At 74.9% G+C, this 24,109-nt stretch carries 23 protein-coding genes; 7 read left to right on the top strand and 16 right to left on the bottom strand.

Going from position 1 to position 24,109, the window contains the following annotated elements:
* The first annotated feature begins 22 nt into the window (after positions 1–22).
* Complete coding sequence (locus ACSMXW_RS24265; RefSeq protein ID WP_485799309.1) at positions 23–346, top strand: hypothetical protein; 324 nt, start codon at positions 23–25, stop codon at positions 344–346.
* A complete protein-coding gene (locus tag ACSMXW_RS24260; RefSeq protein ID WP_485799307.1) occupies positions 343–2,001 on the top strand; it encodes an amidase in 1,659 nt (552 codons plus the stop codon). The genes ACSMXW_RS24265 and ACSMXW_RS24260 overlap by 4 nt, the downstream gene beginning before the upstream one ends.
* Positions 2,002–2,151: 150 nt before the next feature.
* Here ACSMXW_RS24260 and ACSMXW_RS24255 read toward each other — a convergent pair whose 3' ends face one another.
* Both ACSMXW_RS24255 and ACSMXW_RS24250 read right to left on the bottom strand, forming a co-directional pair.
* The gene (locus ACSMXW_RS24255) at positions 2,152–2,901 is read right to left on the bottom strand and encodes an SDR family NAD(P)-dependent oxidoreductase (protein ID WP_485799305.1); all 750 of its coding nucleotides are present in this window, start codon (positions 2,899–2,901) and stop codon (positions 2,152–2,154) included.
* Positions 2,898–4,097 carry a cysteine desulfurase-like protein gene (locus ACSMXW_RS24250; protein WP_485799303.1) on the bottom strand — a complete coding sequence of 400 codons (1,200 nt, stop codon included), beginning with the start codon at positions 4,095–4,097 and terminating at the stop codon, positions 2,898–2,900. The genes ACSMXW_RS24255 and ACSMXW_RS24250 overlap by 4 nt, the downstream gene beginning before the upstream one ends.
* 397 nt (positions 4,098–4,494) lie before the next feature.
* Here ACSMXW_RS24250 and ACSMXW_RS24245 point away from each other — a divergent pair, with 397 nt between their 5' ends.
* Positions 4,495–4,974 (top strand): DUF2690 domain-containing protein, encoded by a 480-nt coding sequence (locus ACSMXW_RS24245; RefSeq protein WP_485799301.1) that lies wholly within the window; start codon positions 4,495–4,497, stop codon positions 4,972–4,974.
* 289 nt (positions 4,975–5,263) lie between these two features.
* Here the strand turns inward: ACSMXW_RS24245 and metK are convergent, their stop codons facing one another.
* From metK to mtnB, 7 genes are all read right to left on the bottom strand, one after another.
* Positions 5,264–6,487: a methionine adenosyltransferase gene (metK, locus tag ACSMXW_RS24240; protein ID WP_485799299.1), complete on the bottom strand. Its 1,224-nt coding sequence runs from the start codon at positions 6,485–6,487 to the stop codon at positions 5,264–5,266.
* Between the two features lie 70 nt (positions 6,488–6,557).
* Positions 6,558–7,601 carry an inosamine-phosphate amidinotransferase 1 gene (locus ACSMXW_RS24235; RefSeq protein WP_485799297.1) on the bottom strand — a complete coding sequence of 348 codons (1,044 nt, stop codon included), beginning with the start codon at positions 7,599–7,601 and terminating at the stop codon, positions 6,558–6,560.
* 174 nt (positions 7,602–7,775) lie between these two features.
* A complete protein-coding gene (locus ACSMXW_RS24230) occupies positions 7,776–8,600 on the bottom strand; it encodes an S-methyl-5'-thioadenosine phosphorylase (protein ID WP_485799296.1) in 825 nt (274 codons plus the stop codon).
* Positions 8,597–9,745, bottom strand: coding sequence for an aminotransferase class I/II-fold pyridoxal phosphate-dependent enzyme (locus ACSMXW_RS24225; RefSeq protein WP_485808265.1), 1,149 nt, complete (start codon positions 9,743–9,745; stop codon positions 8,597–8,599). Before ACSMXW_RS24225 ends, ACSMXW_RS24230 begins: the two co-directional genes overlap by 4 nt.
* A gap of 52 nt (positions 9,746–9,797) precedes the next feature.
* Entirely contained in the window at positions 9,798–10,553 is a 756-nt protein-coding gene (gene mtnC / locus ACSMXW_RS24220) for an acireductone synthase (RefSeq protein WP_485799295.1), read from the bottom strand.
* Complete coding sequence (locus tag ACSMXW_RS24215) at positions 10,550–11,131, bottom strand: 1,2-dihydroxy-3-keto-5-methylthiopentene dioxygenase (RefSeq protein WP_485799294.1); 582 nt, start codon at positions 11,129–11,131, stop codon at positions 10,550–10,552. Before ACSMXW_RS24215 ends, mtnC begins: the two co-directional genes overlap by 4 nt.
* Positions 11,128–11,778, bottom strand: a complete 651-nt coding sequence (gene mtnB, locus ACSMXW_RS24210) for a methylthioribulose 1-phosphate dehydratase (RefSeq protein WP_485799293.1) — start codon at positions 11,776–11,778, stop codon at positions 11,128–11,130. Before mtnB ends, ACSMXW_RS24215 begins: the two co-directional genes overlap by 4 nt.
* Before the next feature lie 283 nt (positions 11,779–12,061).
* On the opposite strand from mtnB, the gene ACSMXW_RS24205 reads away from it, so the two are divergent.
* From ACSMXW_RS24205 to ACSMXW_RS24195, 3 genes are all read left to right on the top strand, one after another.
* A complete protein-coding gene (locus tag ACSMXW_RS24205; RefSeq protein WP_485799292.1) occupies positions 12,062–12,688 on the top strand; it encodes a LysE/ArgO family amino acid transporter in 627 nt (208 codons plus the stop codon).
* Positions 12,689–12,835: 147 nt separating this feature from the next.
* Positions 12,836–13,615, top strand: a complete 780-nt coding sequence (locus ACSMXW_RS24200) for a type 1 glutamine amidotransferase (RefSeq protein ID WP_485799291.1) — start codon at positions 12,836–12,838, stop codon at positions 13,613–13,615.
* The gene (locus ACSMXW_RS24195; protein WP_485799290.1) at positions 13,612–14,916 is read left to right on the top strand and encodes an aminotransferase class I/II-fold pyridoxal phosphate-dependent enzyme; all 1,305 of its coding nucleotides are present in this window, start codon (positions 13,612–13,614) and stop codon (positions 14,914–14,916) included. Before ACSMXW_RS24200 ends, ACSMXW_RS24195 begins: the two co-directional genes overlap by 4 nt.
* A 192-nt stretch (positions 14,917–15,108) precedes the next feature.
* On the opposite strand, the gene ACSMXW_RS24190 is transcribed toward ACSMXW_RS24195, so the two are convergent.
* From ACSMXW_RS24190 to ACSMXW_RS24160, 7 genes are all read right to left on the bottom strand, one after another.
* Entirely contained in the window at positions 15,109–15,759 is a 651-nt protein-coding gene (locus ACSMXW_RS24190; protein ID WP_485799289.1) for an FMN-binding negative transcriptional regulator, read from the bottom strand.
* Positions 15,760–15,765: 6 nt separating this feature from the next.
* Entirely contained in the window at positions 15,766–17,121 is a 1,356-nt protein-coding gene (locus tag ACSMXW_RS24185) for a hypothetical protein (RefSeq protein ID WP_485799288.1), read from the bottom strand.
* The gene (locus ACSMXW_RS24180; protein WP_485799287.1) at positions 17,118–18,641 is read right to left on the bottom strand and encodes a GNAT family N-acetyltransferase; all 1,524 of its coding nucleotides are present in this window, start codon (positions 18,639–18,641) and stop codon (positions 17,118–17,120) included. Before ACSMXW_RS24180 ends, ACSMXW_RS24185 begins: the two co-directional genes overlap by 4 nt.
* A gap of 11 nt (positions 18,642–18,652) precedes the next feature.
* Positions 18,653–19,579 (bottom strand): O-methyltransferase, encoded by a 927-nt coding sequence (locus ACSMXW_RS24175; RefSeq protein WP_485799285.1) that lies wholly within the window; start codon positions 19,577–19,579, stop codon positions 18,653–18,655.
* Positions 19,576–20,844, bottom strand: coding sequence for an MFS transporter (locus ACSMXW_RS24170; RefSeq protein WP_485799284.1), 1,269 nt, complete (start codon positions 20,842–20,844; stop codon positions 19,576–19,578). Before ACSMXW_RS24170 ends, ACSMXW_RS24175 begins: the two co-directional genes overlap by 4 nt.
* Positions 20,838–22,106 carry an ATP-grasp domain-containing protein gene (locus tag ACSMXW_RS24165; RefSeq protein ID WP_485799283.1) on the bottom strand — a complete coding sequence of 423 codons (1,269 nt, stop codon included), beginning with the start codon at positions 22,104–22,106 and terminating at the stop codon, positions 20,838–20,840. Before ACSMXW_RS24165 ends, ACSMXW_RS24170 begins: the two co-directional genes overlap by 7 nt.
* Before the next feature lie 115 nt (positions 22,107–22,221).
* A complete protein-coding gene (locus ACSMXW_RS24160) occupies positions 22,222–23,313 on the bottom strand; it encodes a GNAT family N-acetyltransferase (protein ID WP_485799282.1) in 1,092 nt (363 codons plus the stop codon).
* A 200-nt stretch (positions 23,314–23,513) separates the two neighbouring features.
* Between ACSMXW_RS24160 and ACSMXW_RS24155 the strand changes: the two genes are divergently transcribed.
* Entirely contained in the window at positions 23,514–24,107 is a 594-nt protein-coding gene (locus tag ACSMXW_RS24155; protein WP_485799281.1) for a gamma-glutamylcyclotransferase family protein, read from the top strand.
* Positions 24,108–24,109 lie beyond the last annotated feature (2 nt).

The following is a 24,109-nucleotide window of genomic DNA, read 5'->3' as shown; positions in this document are numbered from 1 at the left end:
CCGGTGACCCCTGGAGGTCCTCGTGAGCCAGCCGCAGCCGCCCGCCCTAGAACAACCGACCCAGGAACAGCTGGACGCCTACATACACACCAGACTCGCCCTGGCCGGGGTCGACCTCGGCCTGCTGCCCGAGCGGCCCGACCCCGCCACGGGCGTCCCCACCCGCGACCAGGCGATGGCCTCGCTGCGTGCCTTCGTCTCCACCACCCCCGCCGCGATCGGCGGCTGGACCCCGCCCGCCGACGGCAGCCCCGCCTGGGCCTACGCGCAGCAGGCCGTGCCGCCGGTGCTGTACCCCTCGATCGACGAGGGCCGCACCGAGTCCCGCCCCGGGGCGGGCGCGTGACCGCCCGCGACGAGGGGCGCAGGGTGTTCCTGGCCCGCTCCGCGGCCGCGCTGACCGCGACGGCCACCGCCACCGCCCTGCCCGCCACCGCCCTGCCCTCCGCCGCCCTGCCCTCCGCCGCCGCGTCTGCCGACGCGTCCGCGTCCGCGGCCTCCGCCGCCACGGCCTCCGTCGCCGCCGCCTCCCCCGCCGTGGCGCGGCCCTCGGTGCCCGACATCGACGTGCGGGAGGCGGCCCGCCGCGATCCCACCGAGGCCACGCTCGCGGAGGCAGCCGTGCTTATGCGGCGCCGGAAGCTGACCGCGAGCACGCTCGTCGAGGCCCATCTCGCCCGTATCACCGCCTTCGACGGTGTCTACCAGGCCTACGCCACCGTCACGGCGGACGCGGCGCGCGGCGCCGCACGCGCGGCGGACCGGGGCGAAGGACCGCGCGGGGTGCTCAGCGGCATCCCGCTGTGCGTCAAGGACAACTACTTCACCGCGGGCGTCCCCACCCGCTGCAACTCGTTCATCTTCGAGGACTTCGTCCCCGACCAGGACGCCACCGGCGTGGCCCGGCTGACGGCCGCGGGCGGCATCGTCCTGGGCAAGGGCCAGATGGGGCCGCTGGCCACCACCCGCGCCACCACCCCGAACGGCACCGTCACCACCGTCAACGCCTGGACGCCCGGCGATCCCGGCGTCGACCCCGGCGGCTCCTCCACCGGCCCGGCCTGCGCCGTCGCCGGCCGGATGGCCACCTCTTCCATCGGGACGCAGACGGGCGGGTCCATCGTCCAGCCCTCGAACCGGCAGAACCTCACCGGCCTCAAGCCCACCATGGGCCGGACCTCCGCGCACGGCATCATCCCGCTGTCCTACACCCGGGACCACTCGGGGCCGCTCGCCCGCGACGCCCTGGACGCCGCCCTCATGCTCACGGTCCTGGCGGGGCCCGACCCCCATGACCCGCGCACGCTCGGCCTGCCCCCGCTGCCCGACCTCGTGCGCGCCGCGACCCCGGTCACCGCGGCGGGCCGGGTGCGGATGCGCAGGGCGACCCGCATCGGCGTCCCGGCCGAGTTCACCTCGTCGGCCACGCCCACCGCGAAGGCCTTCCTGACGGCGCTCGACGCGCTCCCGGGGATCACCCTCGTCGACGCCGCGTACCCCGACGACTGGGGCCTGCTGACGGGCACGTTCAACGACGCCCGGCTGTGCGAGCGGACGGAGCCCTTCCGGTACTGGCTCCGGCAGGACCCGCGCAAGTTCGGCGTCTCACTCCTCAGCTGGTTGCAGGGCCTGATGCTCTCGGGCGACGAGTGGATCACCGCCCAGCGCGCGAAGAACCACCTGCTGCGCGCGGTGCTCGACGGTGTCATGGGCCACTGCGACGCCCTGCTGCAGACCGGCCCCGTCCCGTTCGACATCCTCGGCCTGCCCGAGCTGGCGCTGCCCATCGGCTTCGAGAACGGCATCCCCCAGGGCGCCATCCTGGGCGGCCACCCCTACGAGGAGGACCGCCTCCTGGAGATCGCCGCGGCCTACCAGGCGACGACCGACTGGCACACCCGCCGCCCACCGGACCCGGCCACCCCGTCGGCCTCCCCGCACACCCTCCTGGCCTCGCGCCCCCGCCTCACCCCCCACCAGGCAGCCGCCCAGTCCGCCTGACCCCCGCCATCCCCGGGGCCCGCTGGTCGGGCGGGCCCTCGGGGGCGGCGGGCCCAGGCACTCGGCACTCAGCACGCAGGCGCTGCGGCCCGGGCCGGAAGCGGACTCCGCCCCCGTCGTCCTGAGGAGTGCCCCCTCCCGATCCGGCTCTCAACTGCGAAGGTACGACGCGCCGTTGACGTCCACGATGGTGCCGCTGGCGAAGGCCGCCTCCGGGGAGGCCAGCCAGAGGACGGCGGAGGCGACCTCCTCCGGGCGGGCCACGCGGCCGAACGGGGACTGCTGTCGTACCGCCTCGCCCTGGGGGCCGTCGAGGACCGGGCGGGCCATCTCCGTCTCCACGAAGCCGGGGGCGACCGTGGCCACGCTGATGTTCCGCGGGGCGAGCGCCACGGCCATCGACTGGGCGAAGGCGTTCAGCGCGGCCTTGGACGCGCCGTACGCCGGGCAGTCCGGTTCGCCGCGGAACGCGCCGCGGCTCGACACGTTGACGACCACCCCGCCGCCCGCGGCCACCAGGTGCGGCACCGCGCAGAACGTGGCGTTGGCCGCTCCGGTGACGTTGGTGGCGAGCGTCGCCGACCAGGCCGCCTGCCACTGCTCGTACGAGGTGCGAAGCGGCGGGTGCGCGAGGAAGACGCCGGCGTTGTTGACCAGCACGTCCAGCCTGCCCAGGCCCTCGGCGGCGCCGTCCACGGCGCGCCGCACCGCGTCCGCGTCGGCGAGGTCCGCCCGGACGGTGAGGTGCCCCTCGCCGGGGAGCGACGCCACCACCTGCTCGGCAGCCTCGCCGGAGCTGTTGTAGTGCACCGCGACCCGGTCCCCGGCGTGTGCGAACGCCTCCGCGACGGCCCGGCCGATGCCCCGGGACGCGCCCGTGACCAGCACCCCGCGGTTCATCGGGCCACCTCTGCGACACCGGCGAGCAGTCGCCGCACGTCCTCGCCGTCCGAGTACGGGGCGAGCCCCGCCCGTACCGCGCCCGTGTCGCCGAGGCCCAGCACGCGCGAGGCCTCCAGCGCGTAGAAGCTGCCCGCCGGCGCGTTCACCCTGAGCCGCGCGAGCCGCTCGTAGACCTCCCCGCCGGGCACGCCCGTCACGGAGAAGAGCACCGTAGGCGTGCGGCGGGCCGGCGCGCCGTGCAACCGCACCCCCGCGATGCCCGACAGGCCCGCCAGCAGCTCCGCGAACAGCTCCTCCTCGTACGCCTCCACGGCGCGCAGCGACTCCAGCAGCCGGCCCCGGCGGTCCGCCGCGGACGAGGCCAGGGCGGCGAGGTAGTCCACCGCCGCGACGGTGCCGGCGAGGATCTCGTACGGCAGGGTGCCGAGCTCGAACCGTTCGGGCACCGCGTCGGTCGAGGGCAGCAGCTTGTCCGGGCGCAGCTCCTCCCACCGGCCGGGGTCCGCGACGACGACACCGAGGTGCGGGCCGAAGAACTTGTACGGCGAGCAGGAGTAGAAGTCGGCGCCGAGCGCGGCGACGTCGACCGGCGCGTGCGGTGTGAGGTGCACCCCGTCGACGTAGAGCAGCGCCCCCACCGCGTGGACGGCGTCGGCGATGGCCGGTATGTCCGGGCGCGTGCCGATCACGTTGGACGCCCCGGTGACCGCCACCAGTCTGGTGCGGGGCGACAGCGCGTCACGGACGGCGTCGGTGCCCAGCTCGCCGCTCGTGGGGTCGAACCCCGCCCACCGCACCACCGCGCCCGCGGACTCGGCGGCCTGGACCCACGGCCGGATGTTGGCGTCGTGGTCGAGCCGGGTGACGACGACCTCGTCGCCGGGGGACCACCGCCGGGCCAGCGCCCGGGACACGTCGTACGCCGCCTGCGTCGCCGACCGGGTGAAGACCACCCCGCGCGGATCGCAGCCGAGCAGGTCCGCCATGGCCTGCCGGGCGTCGCCGACGATCCGCTCGGCACGGCGCTCGGCGGCCGTCACCGTGCCGCGGTTGGAGATGCCCGAGCACATCGCCTCGGCCATCGCCTCGGCGACCTGCCGGGGCACCTGCGTGCCGCCCGGCCCGTCGAAGTAGGCCACGCCGTCCCGGAGGGCGGGGAAGTCGTCACGGATCCTGGAAGCCTGAAAGCTCATGCGCTCATCCTGCCCCGGGAGCCTCCCGCGTCACGCACGGGGCCGGGCACGCGCGGTGCGCCCGCGGCGGGCCACCGCGCCGAGCCCCTTACGGTCCGCTGCCCGGCCAGCGGCAGGTCGGGGCTGGTCGCGCAGGTCTCCGCCCCGCCGGCTTCTTCATGGCCATGGACGTGCCGGAGCACCGCTCCAGCTCGGAGCCGCCGAGGCGCCCGGCGGACGGGTCTTTAGATGCGGTTCTTCAGGTCGAATCAGGATGGAATCACGTCAAAGCGCTCCGCGTGCCCCGAAATGCGGTCGCTCCCCGTGGTAAGCCGGACCTCTCGACCAGTCTGGTGTCGGCGGCGGCAGGGGGAAGGGGATGCCGGTAGGTGAGCGGGTTCGGCGGACCGGTGCCTGGTTGTCCAGGAACAGCGGGAACGCACTGCTGGCGGTCGTCGTGGGAGCCATCGCCACGGGCGTGGTGACCGTGGTGACGACCGAGGTGACGGAGGAGGACAAGCCGCCCACGTGTCCCGGGGAGGCATGTGACGGCCGGAACCCCGAGGACGAGGGGTGCGGCAGCGACGCCGCCGGCTGGAAGCCCGTGGCGGACAACCCGGTGCTGCTGGAGGCCCGCTACAGCACACGGTGCCGGGCGGCGTGGGGCCGGATCAACGCCGGAGAGCCCGGTGACCGGGTCACGGTCCAGGCGGTGGGCGGCCCGGTACGGGAAGCGACGATCAACTACGACACGGACCAGTTCACCCGGATGGTGGCCATCCCCGATCCGCACGACTTCACGATCGAGGTGTGTGCCCTGCCCGCGTCCAAGCCGGACCGCAAGGGCACCTGGGAGCAGTACTGCATCCGCGCCACGGAGGCGACCACCTGGCGTTGACGCAGCGGCTCGGCACCGCCGTGCGGAGGGTCGCGGCGGGCGACGGCGCCCGGCCGCCGCCCGGCCGTACGTGGTGTGGCGCGACCGCGCGACGACGCCAGGTGGCGGCCGGGCGCCCGGCCGCCGCCAGGCGCCCGGCCGCCACGACCGCGTCCACGGTCGTGGCGGTCCCAAGGGCTGGTACCGAGGGGGCGATCCCCAGGGAGGAGAGCCCGCAGGGCCGGGGCCCCGCGGAGCACCCCTCCGGCGCCCCCGCGGCCGGCCCGGCACGCCGCCCGCGCCCCTCGGCTCAGAGCCCCGCCGCCGTGCGCAGCGCGTCCGAGCGGTCCGTGCGCTCCCAGGTGAAGTCGGGCAGCTCGCGGCCGAAGTGGCCGTAGGCCGCGGTCCGGGCGTAGATCGGGCGGAGCAGGTCCAGGTCGCGGATGATGGCGGCCGGGCGGAGGTCGAAGACCTCGGTGACGGCCCGCTGGATACGGTCCACGGGGACCTGCTCGGTGCCGAACGTCTCGACGAAGAGGCCGACCGGCTCCGCCTTGCCGATCGCGTAGGCGACCTGGGCCTCGCAGCGGCGCGCGAGGCCCGCGGCGACCACGTTCTTGGCGACCCACCGCATCGCGTACGCCGCCGACCGGTCCACCTTGGACGGGTCCTTGCCGGAGAACGCACCGCCGCCGTGCCGGGCCATGCCGCCGTACGTGTCGATGATGATCTTGCGGCCGGTCAGGCCCGCGTCACCCATCGGCCCGCCGACCTCGAAGCGCCCGGTGGGGTTCACCAGCAGCCGGTGGCCGTCCACCGCCAGCTCGATGCCGTCGGCGCGCAGTGAGTCCAGGACGTGGTCCACGACGTGCTTGCGGATGTCGGGGACGAGGAGGGAGTCCAGGTCGATGCCGCCCGCGTGCTGGGAGGAGACCACGACCGTGTCGAGGCGGACCGCCCGGTCGCCGTCGTACTCGATGGTGACCTGCGTCTTGCCGTCCGGGCGCAGGTAGGGGACCGTGCCGTTCCTGCGGACCTCCGTCAGGCGGTGCGCCAGACGGTGGGCGAGGAATATCGGCAGCGGCATCAGCGTCGGCGTCTCGTCGGTGGCGTAGCCGAACATCAGGCCCTGGTCGCCCGCGCCCTGCCGGTCGAGTCCGTCCGCCTCCCCGCCGGCCGCGGCGCCCTCGATCCGCGACTCGTACGCCAGGTCGACGCCCTGCGCGATGTCCGGGGACTGTGCGCCGATGGACACCGACACCCCGCAGGAGGCTCCGTCGAAGCCCTTCGTGGAGGAGTCGTAGCCGATTTCGAGGATCTTGTCGCGCACCAGCTGGGCGATGGGTGCGTAGGCCTTCGTGGTGACCTCTCCGGCCACGTGCACCTGGCCGGTGGTGATCAGGGTCTCGACGGCGACCCGGGAGGCGGGGTCCTCGCGCAGCAGGGCGTCGAGGATGGTGTCGCTGATCTGGTCGGCGATCTTGTCCGGGTGTCCCTCGGTGACGGACTCGGACGTGAACAGGCGGCGGCTCACTGCTGGCTGGTTCCTTCCCTGATGGCCGTCAGCGCGGGCTGACCGGGCGGACCGGGCGGACTGAGGAGGCTCACGAGTAGTCCTCGAGCGTCCCGCGGCGGCGGACGTCGACGGTGACGCAGTGGAAGCCGCCGCTGAGGGTCCGGGCCTGGCGCATCGGCAGCGGGGCCACGTCGATGCCGCGCTTCTCGATCTCGCGGATCAGCGGCACCTGCTTGTCGTTGATGACCGCGAGGTCGGGGCGGACCATGATGAAGTTCATGCCCTGCCAGATGGAGGCGCGCGGGTAGTCCCAGGCGTAGCCGGTGTCTGCCATCTCCGGGCACCAGATGATGTCCCAGTTCTTGAAGCAGAGCGGGATCTGGTCCGCCGTGATGCGCTCGGGGTTGAGCACGACCAGGCCCGGCCGCACCACCATGATGGTGGTGTCGATGTGGGTGCCCTCGTAGGCGCCGCGCAGGAAGTGGACGCGGTACTCGTCGCCCAGGGTGCGCTGCAGCCACTCGCCGCCCATCTCGTTGCCGCTGCACGAGACGAGGTAGACGATGTCCTTGCCGACGCGCATGACGTTGGCGGCGTCGAAGACCGGCTCCAGGTTGTTCAGGGCGTTGCCCGTCTCGGGGCGCACCCGGTAGGTGTCGTCGAGGAGGCGCGGCTTGGGCGCGGAGATCCAGTGGGCGCCGCTCTTGAAGTAGTCGAGCAGGATGTCCTTGTACGCCAGCGGCTCGAAGTAGCGGGTGCGCAGCGCCATCGGGGTCTCGATGACGGTCCGCCCGACCGGCAGGATGACGTCGCGCGGGCAGTAGTTGTACTCGCCGTCGGCGGACCAGTCGGGCGTGGCGAACGGCACGGAGTGGTCGGTGACCTTGGGCCGGCGCACGGTGACGCCCTCGCCCTTCAGGAGCGTCACCAGGCCTTCGAGGTCCTCGTTGGCCTCGTCGATGACCTTCCGCTCGTAGGGTCCCGTCGGTATCCGGTCGGGGGTGTCGTGCTGCTCGCAGTAGTCGAGCGCGAACAGGCCGAGGTCGGGCGAGGGGACGCGGGCGCCGTCGGCGACACCGACGATCATCTCCTCCAGCGGGTCCCACTCGTTGTGCACGTTGACCAGGGACATGGCGGCTTCCTCTCAGGTGGCGGCTCGGTGGACGGCTCGGTGGGGGGCTCGGGGGGCGGCTCGGGGGTGCGGCTCAGGCGGGCGGTCCGGGTGGACGGCCCGGGGACGCGGCTCGGGTGGCCGGCCCGGACGGACGGCGCCTGGGGTGCGCTCGGGCGGTCCGGGCCGGGTGGCTCACTCGGGCAGGTCGAACGGCAGCGTCAGGCCGTCGTGTGCCCGCACGCAGGCGCAGCCCCGGGTGGTCGGCAGGTTCGGGATGACGTCGAGCAGCAGGCCCCGCAGCCGCTCGGTGTTCTCGCGGAACACCTCGAAGACGTCGGTCGCGGTGACGCCGTCGCCGGCCTCGGTGCCGGCGTCCAGGTCGGTGACGAGCGCCACGGTCGTGTAGCAGAGGGCCAGCTCGCGGGCGAGGACGGCCTCGGGGTGGCCGGTCATGTTGACGATGGGCCAGCCCTGCCGGGCGTACCAGCGGGACTCCGCGCGGGTGGAGAACCGCGGGCCCTCGATGACGACCATCGCGCCGCCGTCCACCGGATGCGGCCCCGGCCGGCCGGCCGCGGTCTTCAGCACGGTCTCCCGGCCCGCCTGGCAGTAGGGGTCGGCGAACGGGACGTGCACCCCGCCCTCGTCGAAGTACGTCTGGACGCGCCCGGAGGTGCGGTCGACGATCTGGTCGGGCACCAGCAGCGTGCCGGGGCCGTAGTCGGGGCGCAGCGAGCCGACTGCGCACGGCGCGAGGATCTGGCGCACGCCGACGGAGCGCAGCGCCCAGACGTTGGCCCGGTAGTTGATGCGGTGCGGCGGGAACTCGTGGTGCAGTCCGTGCCGCGGCAGGAACGCCACCGGGCGGCCGCCGACCTCGGAGACCAGCAGGGGCCCCGACGGGGCGCCGTAGGGCGTGTCGACGTGCACCTCGCGGGCGTCGGAGAGCAGCGAGTAGAAGCCGCTGCCGCCGATCACGGCGATCTCGGCCCGTACGGGCGCGGCGCTGGTGCTCATAGCGGGGACTCCTCAAGGGTGGGGGCGGTGGCGTCGCCGCGGGCGTACGCGGTCAGGCGCCGGACGGCTTCTTCGAGGATGGGGCGCTGCTTGCAGAAGGCGATCCGCAGCAGGGAGCGGCCGGCGTCCTCGTGGTCGTAGAAGGCGACGCTGGGCAGCAGCACCACCCCGGCCCGCTCGGCCAGCTCCCGGCTCAGCCGCCTGCCGTCCGCGTCGCCGAGGGAGCGGGCGTCGACCTGGAGGAAGTAGCTGCCCTGCGAGGGGTGGACGCGGATACCGGCCGCACCGAGCCCGGCGACGAGCAGGTCGCGCCGCGCCTCGAGCTCGGCCCGGTGCCCGGGGACGGTCTCCGCACGGCGGGCGAGGCCCTCCGCCACGGCCAGCTGGAAGGGGCCCGCGCCGGCGAAGGTGAGGAACTGCTTCACGGAGGTCAGCGCCCGCACCAGGTGGGCGGGGCCGCACGCCCAGCCGACCTTCCAGCCGGTGACGTTGAACGTCTTGCCCGCCGAGGACACCGCCAGGGTGCGCTCGCGCATCCCCGGCAGCGTGGCCAGGCTCACGTGCCGCACGCCGTCGTAGGTGAGGTACTCGTACACCTCGTCGGTGACCGCGACCAGGCCGTTGTCCCGGCACAGCGCCGCGATCAGTTCGAGCTCCTCGCGGGTGAAGACCTTGCCGGTGGGGTTGTGCGGGCTGTTGAGCAGCAGGACGCGGGCGCGCGGCGTCACCGCGCGGCGCAGCTCCTCGGGGTCGAAGCCGAAGCCGTCGCCGCCGGGCCGCAGCAGCACCGGGCGGCGCCGGGCCCCGGCCAGGGAGATGGCGGCCGCGTAGGCGTCGTAGTACGGCTCCATGACGATCACCTCGTCGCCGGGGCCGCACAGGGCGAGCAGGGCGGCGGTGACCGCCTCGGTGGCGCCCATGGTGACGACGATCTCGGTCCCGGGGTCGTAGCCGAGGCCGTACTCGGCGAGCCGCTGCTCGGCGATCGCGGTGCGCAGCGCGGACAGGCCGGTGACCGGCGGGTACTGGTTGGCGCCCTCGCCGATCGCGCGGCGCGCGGCGTCCAGCAGGAACGCGGGGCCGTCGCTGTCGGGGAAGCCCTGGCCGAGGTTGATCGCGCCGGTGCGCAGGGCGATCTCGGTCATCTCGGAGAACACCGAGGTCTCCAGGGCGCCGTGCCGGGGGTGCAGAGCGGTGTCAGGCAACGGACCTGCTCCTTGCCGTCAGGGTCGTCACGTCGACGTCGGTGAAGTCGGCGGCCGTCGGGTGTCCGGTGACGGGGGTGGCGCCGCCGTCCGGGCGCGTGAGGCCGAGGGTGGCCCAGCCGGCCTCGCGGGCGGCGTCCAGTTCGCCCCGGTGGTCGGAGCAGAACAGGATCCGGGCGGGGTCGGCGGCCAGCCGCCGCGCGATGCTCCGGTAGGAGTCCACGGACGTCTTCGGGCCGGGGTCGGAGGCGTCGAAGTGCCGGGTGAAGTGCGCCAGCAGGTCGCCGTGGTCGGTGTGCCTGAACCACTCCCGCTGCGCCAGCACCGAGCCCGACGAGTAGACGTGCAGGCGGTGTCCGGCCTGCCGCCAGCGGGCCAGCGCCGGCGGCACATCGGCGTACACGTGCGAGGTCAGCTCCCCGCTGGCGTACCCCTCCTGCCAGATCAGGCCCTGGAGGGTCTTCAGCGGCGGCGCCTTCACGTCCCTGTCGAGCCAGTCGAGCAGGACGGGAAGGACGTCCGCGCCGGTGCCGCCGGCCGCGCCGCGAACGCCCGCGTCCGCGCCGCCCACCAGGGCGCGCACCTCGCGCACCACCTGCCCGACCTCCGGCAGCGGCCGCTCCAGCCAGGCGGCCAGCCGGGCCCGCGCGTACGGGAAGAGGACGTCGCGCACATGGCTCAGGGAGCTGGTGGTGCCCTCGATGTCGAGGACGATGTCGAGCGTGACGTCCGACTCGGCCGCCCTCACGGGCGTTCGGCCCAGATCTGGTCGAGGTCCGGGAAGCGGGAGGCGACCGACTCCGGCAGGAAGTCGCCGACCCACCCGTCCTCGGTCTGGAAGAACCGCACCGCGGTGAAATCGGGCTCGCTGCCCATGTCGAACCAGTGGACCGTGCCGGCCGGCACCGACAGCAGGTCGCCCGCCTCGCACACCACGGCGTGCACCCGGTCCTCGATGTGCAGGTAGAAGCAGCCGCGGCCCTGGGCGAAGAAGCGGACCTCGTCCTCGGCGTGCCGGTGCTCCTCCAGGAACTTCGCGCGCGCTGCCGCCGCCTTCCCGGACCACGCCTCGTCGCCGTCGTCGCGCCGCATGCGGGCCACGTCGATCAGGGTGTAGGACCCCTCGCGCGCGACCTTGTCGATCTCCACCCGGTAGGCGTCCAGCACGGCCTGTTCGCCGGCGTCGGCCGCGAGGCCCCGGTCGGTGTCCCACTGCTCGTAGTGGACGCCGTACTCGGCGAGCGCGGAGGCGATCTTCGCCGGGTCCTCGGTGACCAGGAGGGTGCTCCCCGGGTCCTGTTCGGGCATGGTGCGCAGCAGCGTCATCGCGACGTCCTCTCCGCTCGGTCGGTGAGCAGCAGCAGGTGGGCGAGGCCTTCCAGGCACTCGAGGCGGTTGCGGGCAGAGCCCAGGTCCGGGCCCCAGACGGTGGCCCCGTGGTGCGAGATGAGCAGGGCGGGCGGCGCGTCGGCCGGCGGGCGGCGGAAGTGCTTCTCGACCTCGGCGCCGATGCGCGGCACGTCCGCCCAGTTGGCGAAGACCGGCACGGCCGTACGGGACGGGTCGGCCAGGCCGAACCCCTTGATGAGCTCGAACCCGGTGATCCGCACGGCGTCCTCGCCGCGCGTCGACGCCAGCGAGGCGAGGGCGGTGGCGTACGGCACATGGGCGTGGATCACCGCACCGCAGTCGGGCAGGGCCCGGTACAGGGCGGTGTGGATGGTGGTCTCCGCCGACGGCCGCGGCCCGCCGGCGTCCAGCGGGCGGCTGTCGCTCACCCGCACCGGCACGACGTCCGCGCCGGTCAGCTCGCCCTTGGCGCGGCCGCTCGCGGTCAGCAGGGCCAGGTCCTCGGCCGGCCGGGGCCGGACGGAGAGGTTGCCTGACGTGCCCTCCAGCCAGCCCTTCGCGTACAGGGCACGGGCTACGGACGCCAGCTCCTCGGCGGTGTCCCGGTCGGTGGTGACGGGCACGTGGGACCACTCCTCATCGGGGTTGGGGGCCTTAAGGAAACGGGCATGCGGCGCAAAGCGGGCATGCGGCGGGAAGGCGGGGCCGGGGCACGGCTGGTCGGACGTCCGGGTCGCCGGGGCGCCCTCGTGGCGCCGACCACCAGTCCTACCAGCACTTCGGGCCTCTGGACGTGGCCGCCGAGTGCCATGGCCGATGCGGTCAACGTGGCCCCGGACCGGCCCTCCTGGCGCGGCGGTAGGTTCGCTCTGCACCCGCAGCACCGAAGCCGCGAGAGGACACCCCTTGATCATCGGAGCACTCGCGCAGGGATTCGCCCTGAGCGCCGGCCTCATCATCGCCATCGGGGCGCAGAACGCCTTCGTCATCCGGCAGGGTCTGCAGCGCAAGCACGTCCTGACGGTGGCCGCGGTCAGCAGTCTCTGCGACTCGGCGCTGATCGCGGTCGGCGTGGCCGGGGTGGGTACGGCGATCGCGGCCAGCAGCACGGTCACCGCGATCGCCACCTGGGGCGGTGTGGCCTTCCTCGGCTACTACGGCCTGTCGTCGTTCCGCTCGGCGAGCCGTCCGAAGAGCCTCGACGACGTCCAGGGGCAGGCGCAGACGTCCTCGGTGCGCAGCGCGGCCCTGGCCGCCCTCGCGCTGAGCCTCCTCAACCCGCACGTCTACCTGGACACGGTGGTCCTGGTCGGCGGCATCGGCGCGCAGCACGAGGGGCTGTCGCGGGCGGCGTTCGCGGTGGGGGCGATGGCGGGGTCGACGTCGTGGTTCTTCGCCCTGTCGTACGGGGCGAGCAAGCTCGCGCCGCTGTTCCGCAGGCCGTCCGTGTGGCGGGTGCTCGACGTGGTCATCGGCTGCATGATGTGGGCCGTCGCGGTCGGTCTCGTGGTGTCCTACTTCGACCGCACGTGACGCGCACCGGTGGCCGCTCCGGACCACGTCCATGGCCACGTGCATGGCCAGGCCCGTGATCGGATTCCCGATCACGCCCGTCACGCATCCGACTTCACGACCACGACACGTACTCAAGGATCGGGACCCAGCAGGAGGCAGGACACCGTGCCACGGCTTTTGGTCATCCAGAACAGCGTCACCGCGCCCAAGGGCGAGATAGGCGAGTCGCTGCGGGAGCTCGGAGTGGAGTGCGACGTCGTCCTCGCCGCGCGGGACGCCCTGCCGTCGTCGCTCGCGTACCACGCCGTCATCGTGCTCGGCGGCGGCCAGAACGCCGCCGACGAGGACCACCACCCCTACCTCGCCCAGGAGAAGCGGCTGCTGCGGCAGGCGGTGGCCGAGGGCGTGCCGTGCCTGGGGATCTGCCTGGGCGCCCAGTTGCTGGCCGACGCCATGGGCGGTGACATCGTCGCCGGCGAGGAGATGAGCTTCGGGTTCTGCCCGGTGCGCCTGACCGACGCCGGAGCGCGCGATCCGCTGTTCGCGGGGCTGCCACGCGAGACGCACATGTTCCAGTGGCACACCGACTCCTTCACGCTGCCGCCCGGCGCCGAGGCACTGGCCGTGTCCGACCAGGACCCGGGCCGGCAGGCCTTCCGGATCGGCCAGTGCGCGTACGGCGTGCAGTTCCACGTGGAGCTGACGGCCGCCCTGCTGCTCGACTGGCTGGCCGCCGCGGCCGACGCGCCGCCCGGTGAGGCGGTTCCGGCCGAGGTGGTCGCCGCGGCGGCGGTGAACGCGCCGAAGCACCACCGGGAGTACCAGCGCAACGTACGGCGGCTCCTCGCCAACTTCCTCGGGCTCGCGGGGCTGTCCGCGGCGGCGGAGACGGGCGCCCGGGCCGGTGCGGACGGTGCGGTGGCCGCGCGGGCCTCGGTGTCGTGACCGCACGGGGACCGGTCGTCCTCGCCGGGCGCGGGGCGCGGGAGATCGCCGCCAGCGTCGAGGAGGCGGTGGCCGACCACCGGCTGGCCCCGGGTGAGCTGTTGCCCCCGATGCGGCAGCTGGCCGCCGACCTCGGCGTCAACCCGAACACCGTCGCCGCGGCCTACCGGCTGCTGCGGGAGCGGGGCGTCATCGTCACCGACGGCCGGCGCGGCAGCCGGGTCCGCCCGCACACCGACCTGGTCCCGGCCGCCGCGGCACACGTTCCGGACGGGGTGCAGGACCTGTCCAGCGGACTGCCCCCGCGCGCACTCCTGCCGGTCCCGGCCCCCGGCGACGTCCTGCGGGCGCTGGCCGAGGACGGCGAGCCGGCCGCCGCGTCCCTGCACGCGGCGGCGGTGGCCGACGGTGTCCCGGGCGACCACACCGCCGTCGCGCACAGCACCCTCGACGCCGTCGAACTCGCCCTCGGCACCGCGCTGCGGCCCGGCGACCCGGTCGCCGTCGAGGACCCGGGATGGCCACGCCTGTCCGACCTGCTCGCGGCGCTGCGGCTGACGCCCGTGCCGGTCCCGGTGGACGACGAGGGGCCGCTGGCCGGGGCGCTGCGGGACGTGCTGGCGTCCGGGGCGCGGGCTGTGGTGGTGACCCCGCGCGCCCAGAACCCGACCGGAGCGGCCCTCTCCGCCCGGCGCGCGGCGCGCCTGCGCGAGGCCCTCGCCGGCCGGCCGGACGCCCTGGTGATCGAGGACGACTACGCGTCCGCGGTGGCGGGCACCCCCCTGCACACGCTGGCCGGGGGCACCGGCCGCTGGGTCCACGTGCGCTCCACGTCCAAGGTGCTCGGCCCCGACCTGCGGCTCGCCACGGTCGCGGGGGACGCGGAGACGGTGCGGCGGATGACGACGCGCCAGCGGGTCCGGGGCGGGCAGGTGAGCGGGGCGCTGCGGCGGTTGGTGGCGGCGGTGGCGCAGGCGCCGGGCACCCGGGCGGCGCTGGCCGGCGCGGCGGGGCGGTACGGCGCACGGCGCCGGGAGCTTCTCGCCGCGCTGGCCGAGCGGGGGGTGCGTGCGCACGGCGCCTCGGGGCTGAACGTGTGGGTTCCGGTGCCGGACGAGACGGCGGCGTTCGGGGCGCTGCTGACGCGGGGCCGGCTGGTGGCTCCCGGGGCGCGCTTCCGCATGCGCGGCGGGCCGGGGCTCCGGGTGACGGTGGCGTGGGAGGGCGAGGAGGACGTGCGGGCGCTGGCCGACGACCTGGCGCACGCGGTGAGGTCGGGGCTGGGGCAGGTCGTGGACTGAGCCGCGGATGAACGCGGCCGGCGCCGCCCGTACGCTCCCTGCGAAGACTCTCTCGCGACCGTGCGCACGCATCCCCTGTCTCTCACGACCATGCGCACGCATCACCTGTCACGAGCCGTCCCCCCACGCCTCTCCCCCACGCACCGCCCGTCACCGCCCGCCCGTCACCGCCCGGCCGTCACCACCCGGCCGTCACACCCCGTCCGTCACGCCCCCTTCCGCCAGCCTCCGCATCTGCTGGCGGGCCGCCGCCGCGTCGCCCTGACCGGCCCGCTCCCCCAGCCGTCGGGCGATGGCCTCCCGCTGCTCCACCGGGCGGTGGTCGTCGTACTTGAACTTGGCAGCCACCGAGGTGATCCGGATGCGCAGGCCCTGGATCACGGAGAGCTGGCGGCCGTAGGGCGGCCGGCCCACCGCGACCGGGCCGTGCTCGCCCGCGGGCTCGTGGTGGGCGAGCTGGCGGCGGAGCAGCTCGGCCTTCTCCTCCGGGTCGGAGACGATCCGCGCCTCACCGGCGAACTGGACGGACGCGTAGTACGTGGTGGGGACGCCGTGCCGGTCCGGCTCGCCGTCCTTGGCCCGCCACGCGGCGGGTATGTACGTGTAGTCGTCGACGACGCTCAGGGCGACCGCCGGCCGGGCCGCGACGGCCTCCCACACCGGGTTGGCCCGGGCGAAGTGCAGCAGCAGCTCGTCGCCGGCCAGCAGGAAGTGCGTGGGCAGTGCCAGGGGCGGGCGTCCGTCGGGACCGTTGACCAGCAGCTGGCCGAAGTCGCGGCCCTCCGCCAGCCAGGCGCGCCACTCTCCGTCGTGGAACGCCGCGTCCCACGGGTGGATCATCATCGGTGGTCACTCCTGGTGGTCCTGGGCCGCGTAGGTGAAGACGCCCGTGGTGCAGGTCGAAGGGTTCGTACCATAGTTGACGATCGCTCCCGCCCCGGCGGGCGACGCCCGCACGTCCGTGCCCGCGTAGCCGGCGGGCGTCACGAAGACGCCCCAGGTCGCGATCCAGTCCCGGACGCCGCCGTCGTCCGGTGAGACGACCGGTTCGGCCCGCGGCACCACGCGCCGCTGCACGATGCAGTGCCCCTTGGCGGCCCCGGTGGCGACCGCCTCGCGCCACTCGCGCTCGTCCGTCTCCCAGCCGACCAGGACGCCGCTGCCGCCGAAGTCCCGGAGCGGCTTGACCACCAGGTCCGTGCGGTTCTCGACGCAGTACGCGAGCAGGTCCGCGCCGTTCCCCGGGCCGCCCAGCAGCCGTGTCCACGGCAGGAACTCGTCCACCAGGTCCCGCTCGGCCGCCGTCAGATGGCCGCCCAGGGCCGGGTCGGAGAGCAGCGCCAGCGTGCCCTTGTTGGAGTACAGGGAGCTGTCCATCGGCGTGAACAGCACGAGCCGGCGCTCCTCGTGCGCCCGGAACAGCGTCTCGGCGACGCGCGCGGCACCGGGGTCGTCGCACACGTCGTCGACCGTGAAGAAGCGCAGGACGACGTCCGTCTCCGCGTCGCCCACGACGACCCGTCCGCCGCGCTCCCGTGCGCTGTCGAGGGAGCACAGCCGGACCGGCAGCCCGAGCCTTCGCGTCATCTCCGTGAACGCCGTCAGCAGGTGCCGGAAGCGGACCAGGCCGGCGGCGGTGGCGACGACGGCGACGCTCGGGGCCTCCTCGCCGAGGGCGTCCCGCGCGGCGGCGCGCAGCGACTCGACGATCCGCTCGCCGGTGTGGACGTAGCCCAGGTCGTGCCGCGCGGCGAACTCCCGGAAGGCCGGGGTGCCCAGCAGGGCCCGCTGCAACTCGGCCCGGTCGGTGCCGCCGAGGTCGCTGGCGATGTTGAACTCCAGCATCCGGAAGGCGGTGCCGTCGTGGTACAGGTCGGCGCGGCCGTAGCGGACCGGCCGGCCCGCGGCGAACCGGCGCAGCACGGCCGCCCGCGCCGGCTCGATGCCGAGGACGGCACAGTAGTGGTCCAGGTCCCCCTCGAACACCCGCTCGGGCAGCTCCCCGATCAGCCGGAACAGCGTCTCGACCTTCCGGGCCGCCCCGGCCATCCCGGCCTCGGGCACGAACAGCGGCCTGGGCAGGGTCCGCGCCCGCCAGCACGCCTCGTACGCCGGCGGCAGCACGGTGTCGCGCACCACGTGCCGCAGCGGGCTGCCGGGCTCCGCGCAGGCGCGCACGTACTCCTCGGTCACCGGATCGGTCATGCCCGGGCCTCCTCGGCGTGCGTGCGGTACGCGCTGCTCCACGGCTCCGAGTCGGCGCGGCCCGCCCCCGGGCTCGTCCCGAGCCGTTCGGCGGCCGCGGCGGCCAGCCGCTGGAGAGGCACGGCGACCACGAAGGGCCGCAGGAGCGGGGGGACCGAGGCGAACGGCATGTCGCTCTCCTTGTCGTCACTGCTGATGAACACCGGTGCGCCGAGGGAGCGCAGCAGCGCGGCGCGCGCGTCGGCCAGCGGCCCGCCGGGGCCGTTCGGGCGCAGCACGCAGCCGACCGAGCCGGCCGGGGACACGGCCGCGAGCTCCTCGCGGACGGCGTCCGGGTGCACCCCAGCGGCCGGGCGGTGGGTGGCGCGGGTGAGGGCGAGCGCGGCCTCGGCGGCGACCGGCTCGTCCGGGCCGCCGCCGACGACGAGCAGGCGCACCGGATCCGCGCCCGCCACGGCCTTGACCGCGTCCGGGGACAGGGGGAGGTCGAGGGTGCGGCGCAGCGCGTCGGGCAGGTCGTCGGTGACCGGCTCGTCCGGGTGCCCGGCGAGCGCCGCCCAGGTCAGCCGCAGCAGCGCGGTCAGCTCCGCGGCCCGTGCGGCCGGGCGCGGCAGGCCGCCGTCCCCGGCCCCGAGGACGGCGGTGGGGCACACCACGGCGGCGGTCGGCCCGGCCGGCGGCGCGGCGCCGTCGCCCACCAGCACCAGCTGGTCGTCGGGTCCGAGCAGGCCGCACGCCGTCACGTCCTCGGCGTGCACCGCCGCCGACCGCACCCGCCCGCCGCTGAGCGACCGCAGCCACTGCGCCGCGACGCGGCAGGAGTGCACCGACGCGCCGGCCCCGGCGAACACCACGGGCCGTGCGGGGTCGAGGCGGGCGAGCGGCGGGCGCTTCAGCAGCTCGGCCACCGTGTCCGCCTGCTCGTCCACCGCACGCTCGTACTCCCCCGCCGCCGCCCCGAGCCGCCGGTAGTGGTCCGCGTTGGCGGCGAAGGGCCGCTGGTAGAGCGAGAGGTCGACCAGGCGGCCCCGCTTGTAGCCCATGCTCTCCAGCACGCCCCGGTGGCGGTAGCCGGCCCCCGTGAACAGGCGGACCGACCGCTCGTTGGTCGAGGTGATCACCGCGAGGACGCCCGCCAGACCGCTCCGCTCGGCGTGCCGGGTGAGCCAGGCCACCAGTGCCCCGCCCACTCCCCTGCCCTGGTGGCGGGGGTCGACGTACACGGAGATCTCGGCGCTGGCCCGGTAGCCGCCGCGGGCCGCGAACGGGCTGAGCGAGCCGTAGCCGACGAGGCGGCCGTCCAGACGTGCGGCGACGGCCGGGTAGCGGTCGGCGTGCCCGGCCAGCCACGCCGCCGCCCGGCCCGGCGACCACTCCTCGGTGTCGAGGGTGGCGTCGGTCCAGCGCACGGCGTGGTTGTAGATCCGCCGCACCACGGGCAGGTCCTCGGGCGCCAGGGCCTCGATCCGGACCGGGCCGCGGGTGCCGTGCCCGGCCGGCCGCTCGGTTCTGCCCCTCACGCGTCTGCCGCTCACGCGCTGTTCAGGGCACGCCGGTAGACGCCGGTTCCCTCCGTGGTCGGGAACACCGCCTTCAGGTCGTACGCCTCGTCGAGGTGCCGGTGGAAACCGGCGTACTGCCGCTCGTTGTTGGTGATGCGGCCCGCGAAGTAGGCGTTGTCGGTGAGGTTCTCCAGCAGCATGTTGTGGGCGACCAGCATGCCGCCGGGGCGCACCGCGGGGCTGGTGGCGCGCATGATCGGCTCGTAGATGGCCTTGTCGCGCAGCTGCGGGTCCGGGTGGTCCTTGGGGCCCTCGGCGTCCAGGACGCACAGGTCGACGTCGGCGAGGGAGCGGCCGTAGCCGATCGCGTCCTGCGTCACGTACTCGACGCCCTCGTCCAGGCCGAGCGCCGCGAGGTTCTCGCGGGCCAGGCGCATGGTGTCCTCGTTGATGTCGATCAGGGTGGCGGTGCCGCCTGCGGCGATGATGCCGGGCATGGCCCACACCGCCCAGTAGCCGTAGTAGGAGCCGGGGAAGACGGTGCGGCGCGGGGCGACGACATGGGCGAGGGCGAAGAGCAGCCGCGCCTCCTCGGGGAAGATGTACGTCTTGTAGTCGCCGTGCCGCCAGGTGGCGGCGACCGCCGCGTACAGGTCGGCGAACTCGTGGGCGGGGTAGTCGGTGGAGTCGATGAAGCCCCCCTCGCGCAGCTGCCGGAGGATCGTGTCGGTGTACGCCCACTCGTTGGGGTACAGGCGCGCGGACAGGTTGAACTGGTCCTCGTTCAGGCCGATGCTCTCCGGCCGCACCTGCCCGGAGCCCAGCCAGGCGCAGTACGCGGCCCGGCCGAGCTCGCCGCGGCGGAAGGCCCGGTACTCGGCGAAGGGGGACAGCGCCTCGTCGATGATGACGTGCGCGGGTCCGGTGGCGACGGGTCGGGCCTGAAGGATCGTCACGTGGTACTCCCGTTGGTGAGGTGGTCGGTCGTACGGGTGTGGCTCGGTTCCGCATCGGCCGCGACCGGGCCGCCGGTACCGCGGCGGGGTGCCGTCAGGGCGGCGACCAGCAGCGCGCACAGGGCCAGCAGCCACCACAGCGCGGTCGCGGAACGGTCCAGGACCGTGGTGACCAGCAGCGGTGTCAGCGCGTTCGCGAAGCCGATGAAGATCTGGTGGAAGGCGAGGTGGGCGCCGCGCTGGTGCTCGGGCGCCAGCGTGGTCAGCAGGGTCAGCAGTCCCTGCGAGGAGAGCAGTTCGCCGAGCGTGTACACCGCCATGCCGAGCAGCAGGACGGCGGTGGCGACGCCCGTGGTGAGCCGTCCGGCGGCGACGAGCGCGGCGAGCAGGGCGATGTGCAGCACCGCGCCCATGGCCACCAGCACGGCGGGACGCAGCCGCTCCACGCGGTGCGCGACGGGCACCTGGGCCACCGCGAGGAGCACGGTGTTGACGGCGAACAGCACGCTGACCGTCCAGGCGGGCGAGCCCACGTGCCGCAGCAGGTGCACCGGCAGGGCCGTCTCCACGCCCACCGCGATCACCCACAGCCCGGCCCCCGCGGCGACCACCGTGAGGAACGGGCGGTTGCGCCACGGGCGGGCCGCCGCGACGCCACCGCCGGCCCCGCGGGCGGCCGCCGGCCGGCGGGCGGGCAGCGGCAGGTACACCAGCGAGGTGACGGCGACGCACAGGGCGTTGGCGACGCCCACCGCGATCAGCCCGTCGCCCTGCGCGGAGGCCGCGAACCCGGCGGTCAGCGCGCCCAGGCCGAAGCCGGCGTTGAACATGGCCCGCGACAGCGCGAGCCACCGTCCGGGCGGCCCGTCGCCGGCCAGGGCCGCCGCGAGTGCGGGCGTCGCCGCCTGCTCGGTGCGCAGCGCCAGCGCCACCAGCACACTGACCGCGACGAACTGCCAGAAGTTCCGCACGGCCGGGTACGAGCCGAACGCCGCGGCCCGCACGGCCGTCGAGACGAACAGCACCCGCTTCGGGCCGAACCGGTCGATCAGCCGCCCGGCGAGCGGCAGCAGGGGCAGCGCGACCAGCGCGGCGAGGGTGAGCCCGGTGCCGATGCGGGTGAGCGAGACGTCGAGCACGGCCTGGAAGTACAGCAGCGAGAACGGGTAGTAGACGCCCATGCCCACGGCGCTCGCGAGGGCGGCCGCCGCGAACCAGCCCGCGCCGCGCTCCCGCGGCAGCGCCTCGGCCAGCCGGCTCAGCACGTCACGGCCCGCAGCATCAGCAGCGCCGTGTCGGCCCAGCGGGCGGCCTCGGCCGGGGTGCCGGCCCGGACCACCAGGTGGCCGAGCACGTCGGCGTTGCTGGCCGGGCGGCGCACGGTGGCACCGGGACGTACGTACACCTCCACCTCGCACACGCCCGGCAGCCGGTCCACCAGGTCGCGGCCCTCGACGGCGCGCAGGGTGCCGCTGTCCGCCGCCGTCAGGTAGCGGGAGGCCGCCGCGCCCCGGTACGAGGCCGTGGCGCCCGGCTCGCGGCCCGCGTGCGCCTTGATGACCTCGGCGAGCAGGTCGAGCCCGGTGGCCTCCCGGATCACCCGTCCGACCTGGGCTCCGCCCATGCGGGCGTTGATCTCCACCAGCCGCGGTCCATCCGCCGTCATCTTGATCTCGACGTGCGCGGCACCGAAGTCGTGGCCGATCGCCTTCAGCGCGTCCAGGGCGGCCGTCGCCGCCTGCGCGGCCACCCGGTCGGGCAGCTGGGTGGGGAAGGTCTCCCCGGTCTCCACGAAGTGGGGGTGGGCGGTGAGGGACTTGTCGGTCACGCCGATCACCTGCGGCCCCTGACCGGTCGTCAGCACCTCGACGCTGACCTCGTAGCCGGTCAGGTACTCCTCCACCAGCACCCCGCCCGGCCGCGGCAGGCCGCGCAGGTCGGTGTCGGACGCGGTCAGCACGCCGTAGTGCTCCGCCACCTCCCCGGGCGTCCGGCACAGCCTGACCCCGATGCTGGCCGCCTCGGTCAGCGGCTTGATCACACACGGGAACCCCACGGCCCGAGCGGCCGCCACGGCCTCCCCGGCCGAGTCCACCCGGTGGTACGCGGGCACGGGCACGCCCAGGTCACGGCAGATCTCCCGGGTGCGGGCCTTGTTGCGGGCCGCGTGCGCCGCCTCGGGCGCGAGGCCGGGCAGTCCGAGGGCGCGCGCGGTCTCGGCGACGACGGTGACGTAGTAGTCGATCACCGCCATCACCCCGCACAGCTCCCCGCGCTCGTGGTAACCGCGCAGCGCCTCGGTGACCGACGCGCTGCTGCGGGTGTCGGCCTCGACGACCGCGTCGACGGTGCCCTCGATCAGCGCCCGCGAGGCGTCGTCGACCGCGTACCGGCCCAGGTCGTCGGTCACGAGGACGGGGCTGAGGCCCAGCTCCCGGGCGAGGGCCAGCGGGCGCAGGCCGAAACTGCCCCGGCCGGTCTCGACGAACGCGAGCACGGAAGCGTGGGGCATGGCGGCGTCGGGCATGGGTGGTCCACCTCGGTAGTCGTGCCGTCGGTCGGGCGGGGCGAGAGCGTCGGGGCGGGGCGGGACGTGCGGAAAGGGCCGGCCGGGGAACGTCCCGGGAGGGCGGGGCGGGCGGTCAGCGGGGCAGCGGCAGAAGGTGGGCGTGCTGGGTCCGGGCGACGCAGCCGCGGGAGAGCTTGGCCTCCTCGCTGCCCAGGCCGTAGTGGATGGCGTCGATGCCGCGGCGGGCCGCCTCCTCGACCGGGGCGTAGTAGAGCGTCTCGAAGTAGAGCGCGAGCTTGCCCTGGTAGGCGTAGTCGAAGCCGGCCTGCCGCGCGTACCAGTGGTCCTTGAAGCGCAGCAGCGTGCCGAAGCCGCGGATGCCGCCGTCGCCGACCGCGAGCGTCACGGTGACGTCCTCGCCGTAGACGTCGAGCATCTCGGTGAGCACCTGCTCGGTCTGCGCGGCCGTCCAGGCGACGCCGTACTTGGCCATGAGCCCCGCCTCCAGCTCGCCGAGCCGGGGCACCAGGTCCCGGGTGAGCGGCTGCATGCGCAGCTCGATCCCGGCCTGGCGCAGCTTGCGCCGCTCGGCGCGCACCCGGCGGGCGCGCTTGGCGGACAGCCGGCCGAGGTAGGCCTCGAAGCCGCCGGGGCCGACCGGGAGGGTGCTGTAGCGGCCCGAGACATGGGACAGGTAGCCGCGCGCGGCCAGCACCTCGCGCAGTTCCGCGTCGTCCTCCTCCACGAAGGGGAACGCCACCGACCCCGCGCCCTGCTCGGCCGCCGCCTCCTCGGCCCGCGCCACCAGGGCGTCCAGCACCCGACGGCCGGTGTCCGGGCGCCGGACCACCCGGCTGCGGCCCATGTGCCGCCCGCCGCACACCAGCGTGGGCAGCAGGCTGCCCGGGTCCGAGTCCGGCAGCGCGGCGAGCACCTCCGCCGCCCCCGCCCTGCCCGCCTCGGCGCACGCCGTCAGGAGGGTGTCGGGGCGGCCGAGCACCCAGGGCGCCTTCTCGTCGGCCAGGGCGGTCGCGAGCCCCGCGAGCAGCGTGGAGTCCCGTTCGGCGAGCAGGTAGCGGATCGGGCAGCCCGCGGTGCGCTCGGCCACGGCGAGCCAGCGCCCGCCGAGGAACAGGTCCTCCGGGCGCAGCAGTGCCGCCCAGCTGTCGGCCGGCAGGTCCGCGGCGGCGGTGACCGCGCGGATGCCGGTGGGTTCATCGCTCATGGGGGAGATCCTTGAGTTCGCGCCCGGGCCCGCGCCAGGTGTCCGGACTGGCCATGGCGGGCCCGGCCGCACCCGGCCAGCAGCTCGCGTCTCCGGGCCGCGGGTGCGGGTGGTGGACTGGGGCCCCGCCCCGGGCGGGGATCCGGTGGGACACGGCGGGCACGGCCCGGACGGGGCCGGGCGCGGAAGGTGGCAGGGTGATGACGGTCGATCGGCTGGCGGGACGCGGTGACGAGCTGTTCGTGTACGGGAGCCTGATGTTCCCCGACGTCCTGCGGGCGCTCCTGGACCGGGTGCCGGCGCACCGCCCCGCGGCCGTGACCGGCTGGCGGGCCGCTCCCTTGCGGGAGAGGCCCTTCCCGGGGCTGGTTGCCGCCCCGGGCCGGTCGGCGGACGGCCTGGTGCTGAGCGGACTCGCCGAGGCCGAGTGGCGGCTCCTCGACGCCTATGAGGCCCCCTGGTACGCACTGCGGACCATCCGCCTGGATGACGGCGGCCACGCCTCGGCGTATGTGTGCCTCGCCGGCGACCTGCTGCTGCCCGGCCGGTGGGACCGGGAGCGGTTCGGCCGCCGGGAGCTGCCGGCGTATCTCGGGCGGTGCGCCGCCTTCCGCACGGCCTACGGCGAGGGGGCTTCTGATGGATCTCCGTGGGAGAAGGAGCGGCGTTCGGTGCGTACTCTCGGCGTGCCGGGTGCAAGTCCTCGTACTGGGCGTACGTGGGCTTGTGCCCGGTGCGGCGAGAGTACGTGCCGGGCGTCGCGACGCCACGGAGATCCATCAGAAGCCACCTAGGG

This window comes from Streptomyces sp. DSM 116793, assembly GCF_057320905.1.
The sequence above is the reverse complement of the archived record's forward strand: the minus strand, read 5'-3'. Positions and strand labels throughout refer to the sequence as shown.

Bases quoted from the DNA above. Each gene is read 5' to 3' on its own strand.
- ACSMXW_RS24165 (WP_485799283.1), bottom strand. From the start codon at position 22,106: ATGCCCGACGCCGCCATGCCCCACGCTTCCGTGCTCGCGTTCGTCGAG.
- ACSMXW_RS24255 (WP_485799305.1), bottom strand. From the start codon at position 2,901: ATGAACCGCGGGGTGCTGGTCACGGGCGCGTCCCGGGGCATCGGCCGG.
- ACSMXW_RS24230 (WP_485799296.1), bottom strand. From the start codon at position 8,600: ATGAGCACCAGCGCCGCGCCCGTACGGGCCGAGATCGCCGTGATCGGC.
- ACSMXW_RS24155 (WP_485799281.1), top strand. From the start codon at position 23,514: ATGACGGTCGATCGGCTGGCGGGACGCGGTGACGAGCTGTTCGTGTAC.
- ACSMXW_RS24225 (WP_485808265.1), bottom strand. From the start codon at position 9,745: ATGACCGAGATCGCCCTGCGCACCGGCGCGATCAACCTCGGCCAGGGC.
- ACSMXW_RS24190 (WP_485799289.1), bottom strand. From the start codon at position 15,759: ATGATGATCCACCCGTGGGACGCGGCGTTCCACGACGGAGAGTGGCGC.
- ACSMXW_RS24160 (WP_485799282.1), bottom strand. From the start codon at position 23,313: ATGAGCGATGAACCCACCGGCATCCGCGCGGTCACCGCCGCCGCGGAC.
- ACSMXW_RS24185 (WP_485799288.1), bottom strand. From the start codon at position 17,121: ATGACCGATCCGGTGACCGAGGAGTACGTGCGCGCCTGCGCGGAGCCC.
- ACSMXW_RS24235 (WP_485799297.1), bottom strand. From the start codon at position 7,601: ATGTCCCTGGTCAACGTGCACAACGAGTGGGACCCGCTGGAGGAGATG.
- ACSMXW_RS24215 (WP_485799294.1), bottom strand. From the start codon at position 11,131: ATGACGCTGCTGCGCACCATGCCCGAACAGGACCCGGGGAGCACCCTC.
- ACSMXW_RS24250 (WP_485799303.1), bottom strand. From the start codon at position 4,097: ATGAGCTTTCAGGCTTCCAGGATCCGTGACGACTTCCCCGCCCTCCGG.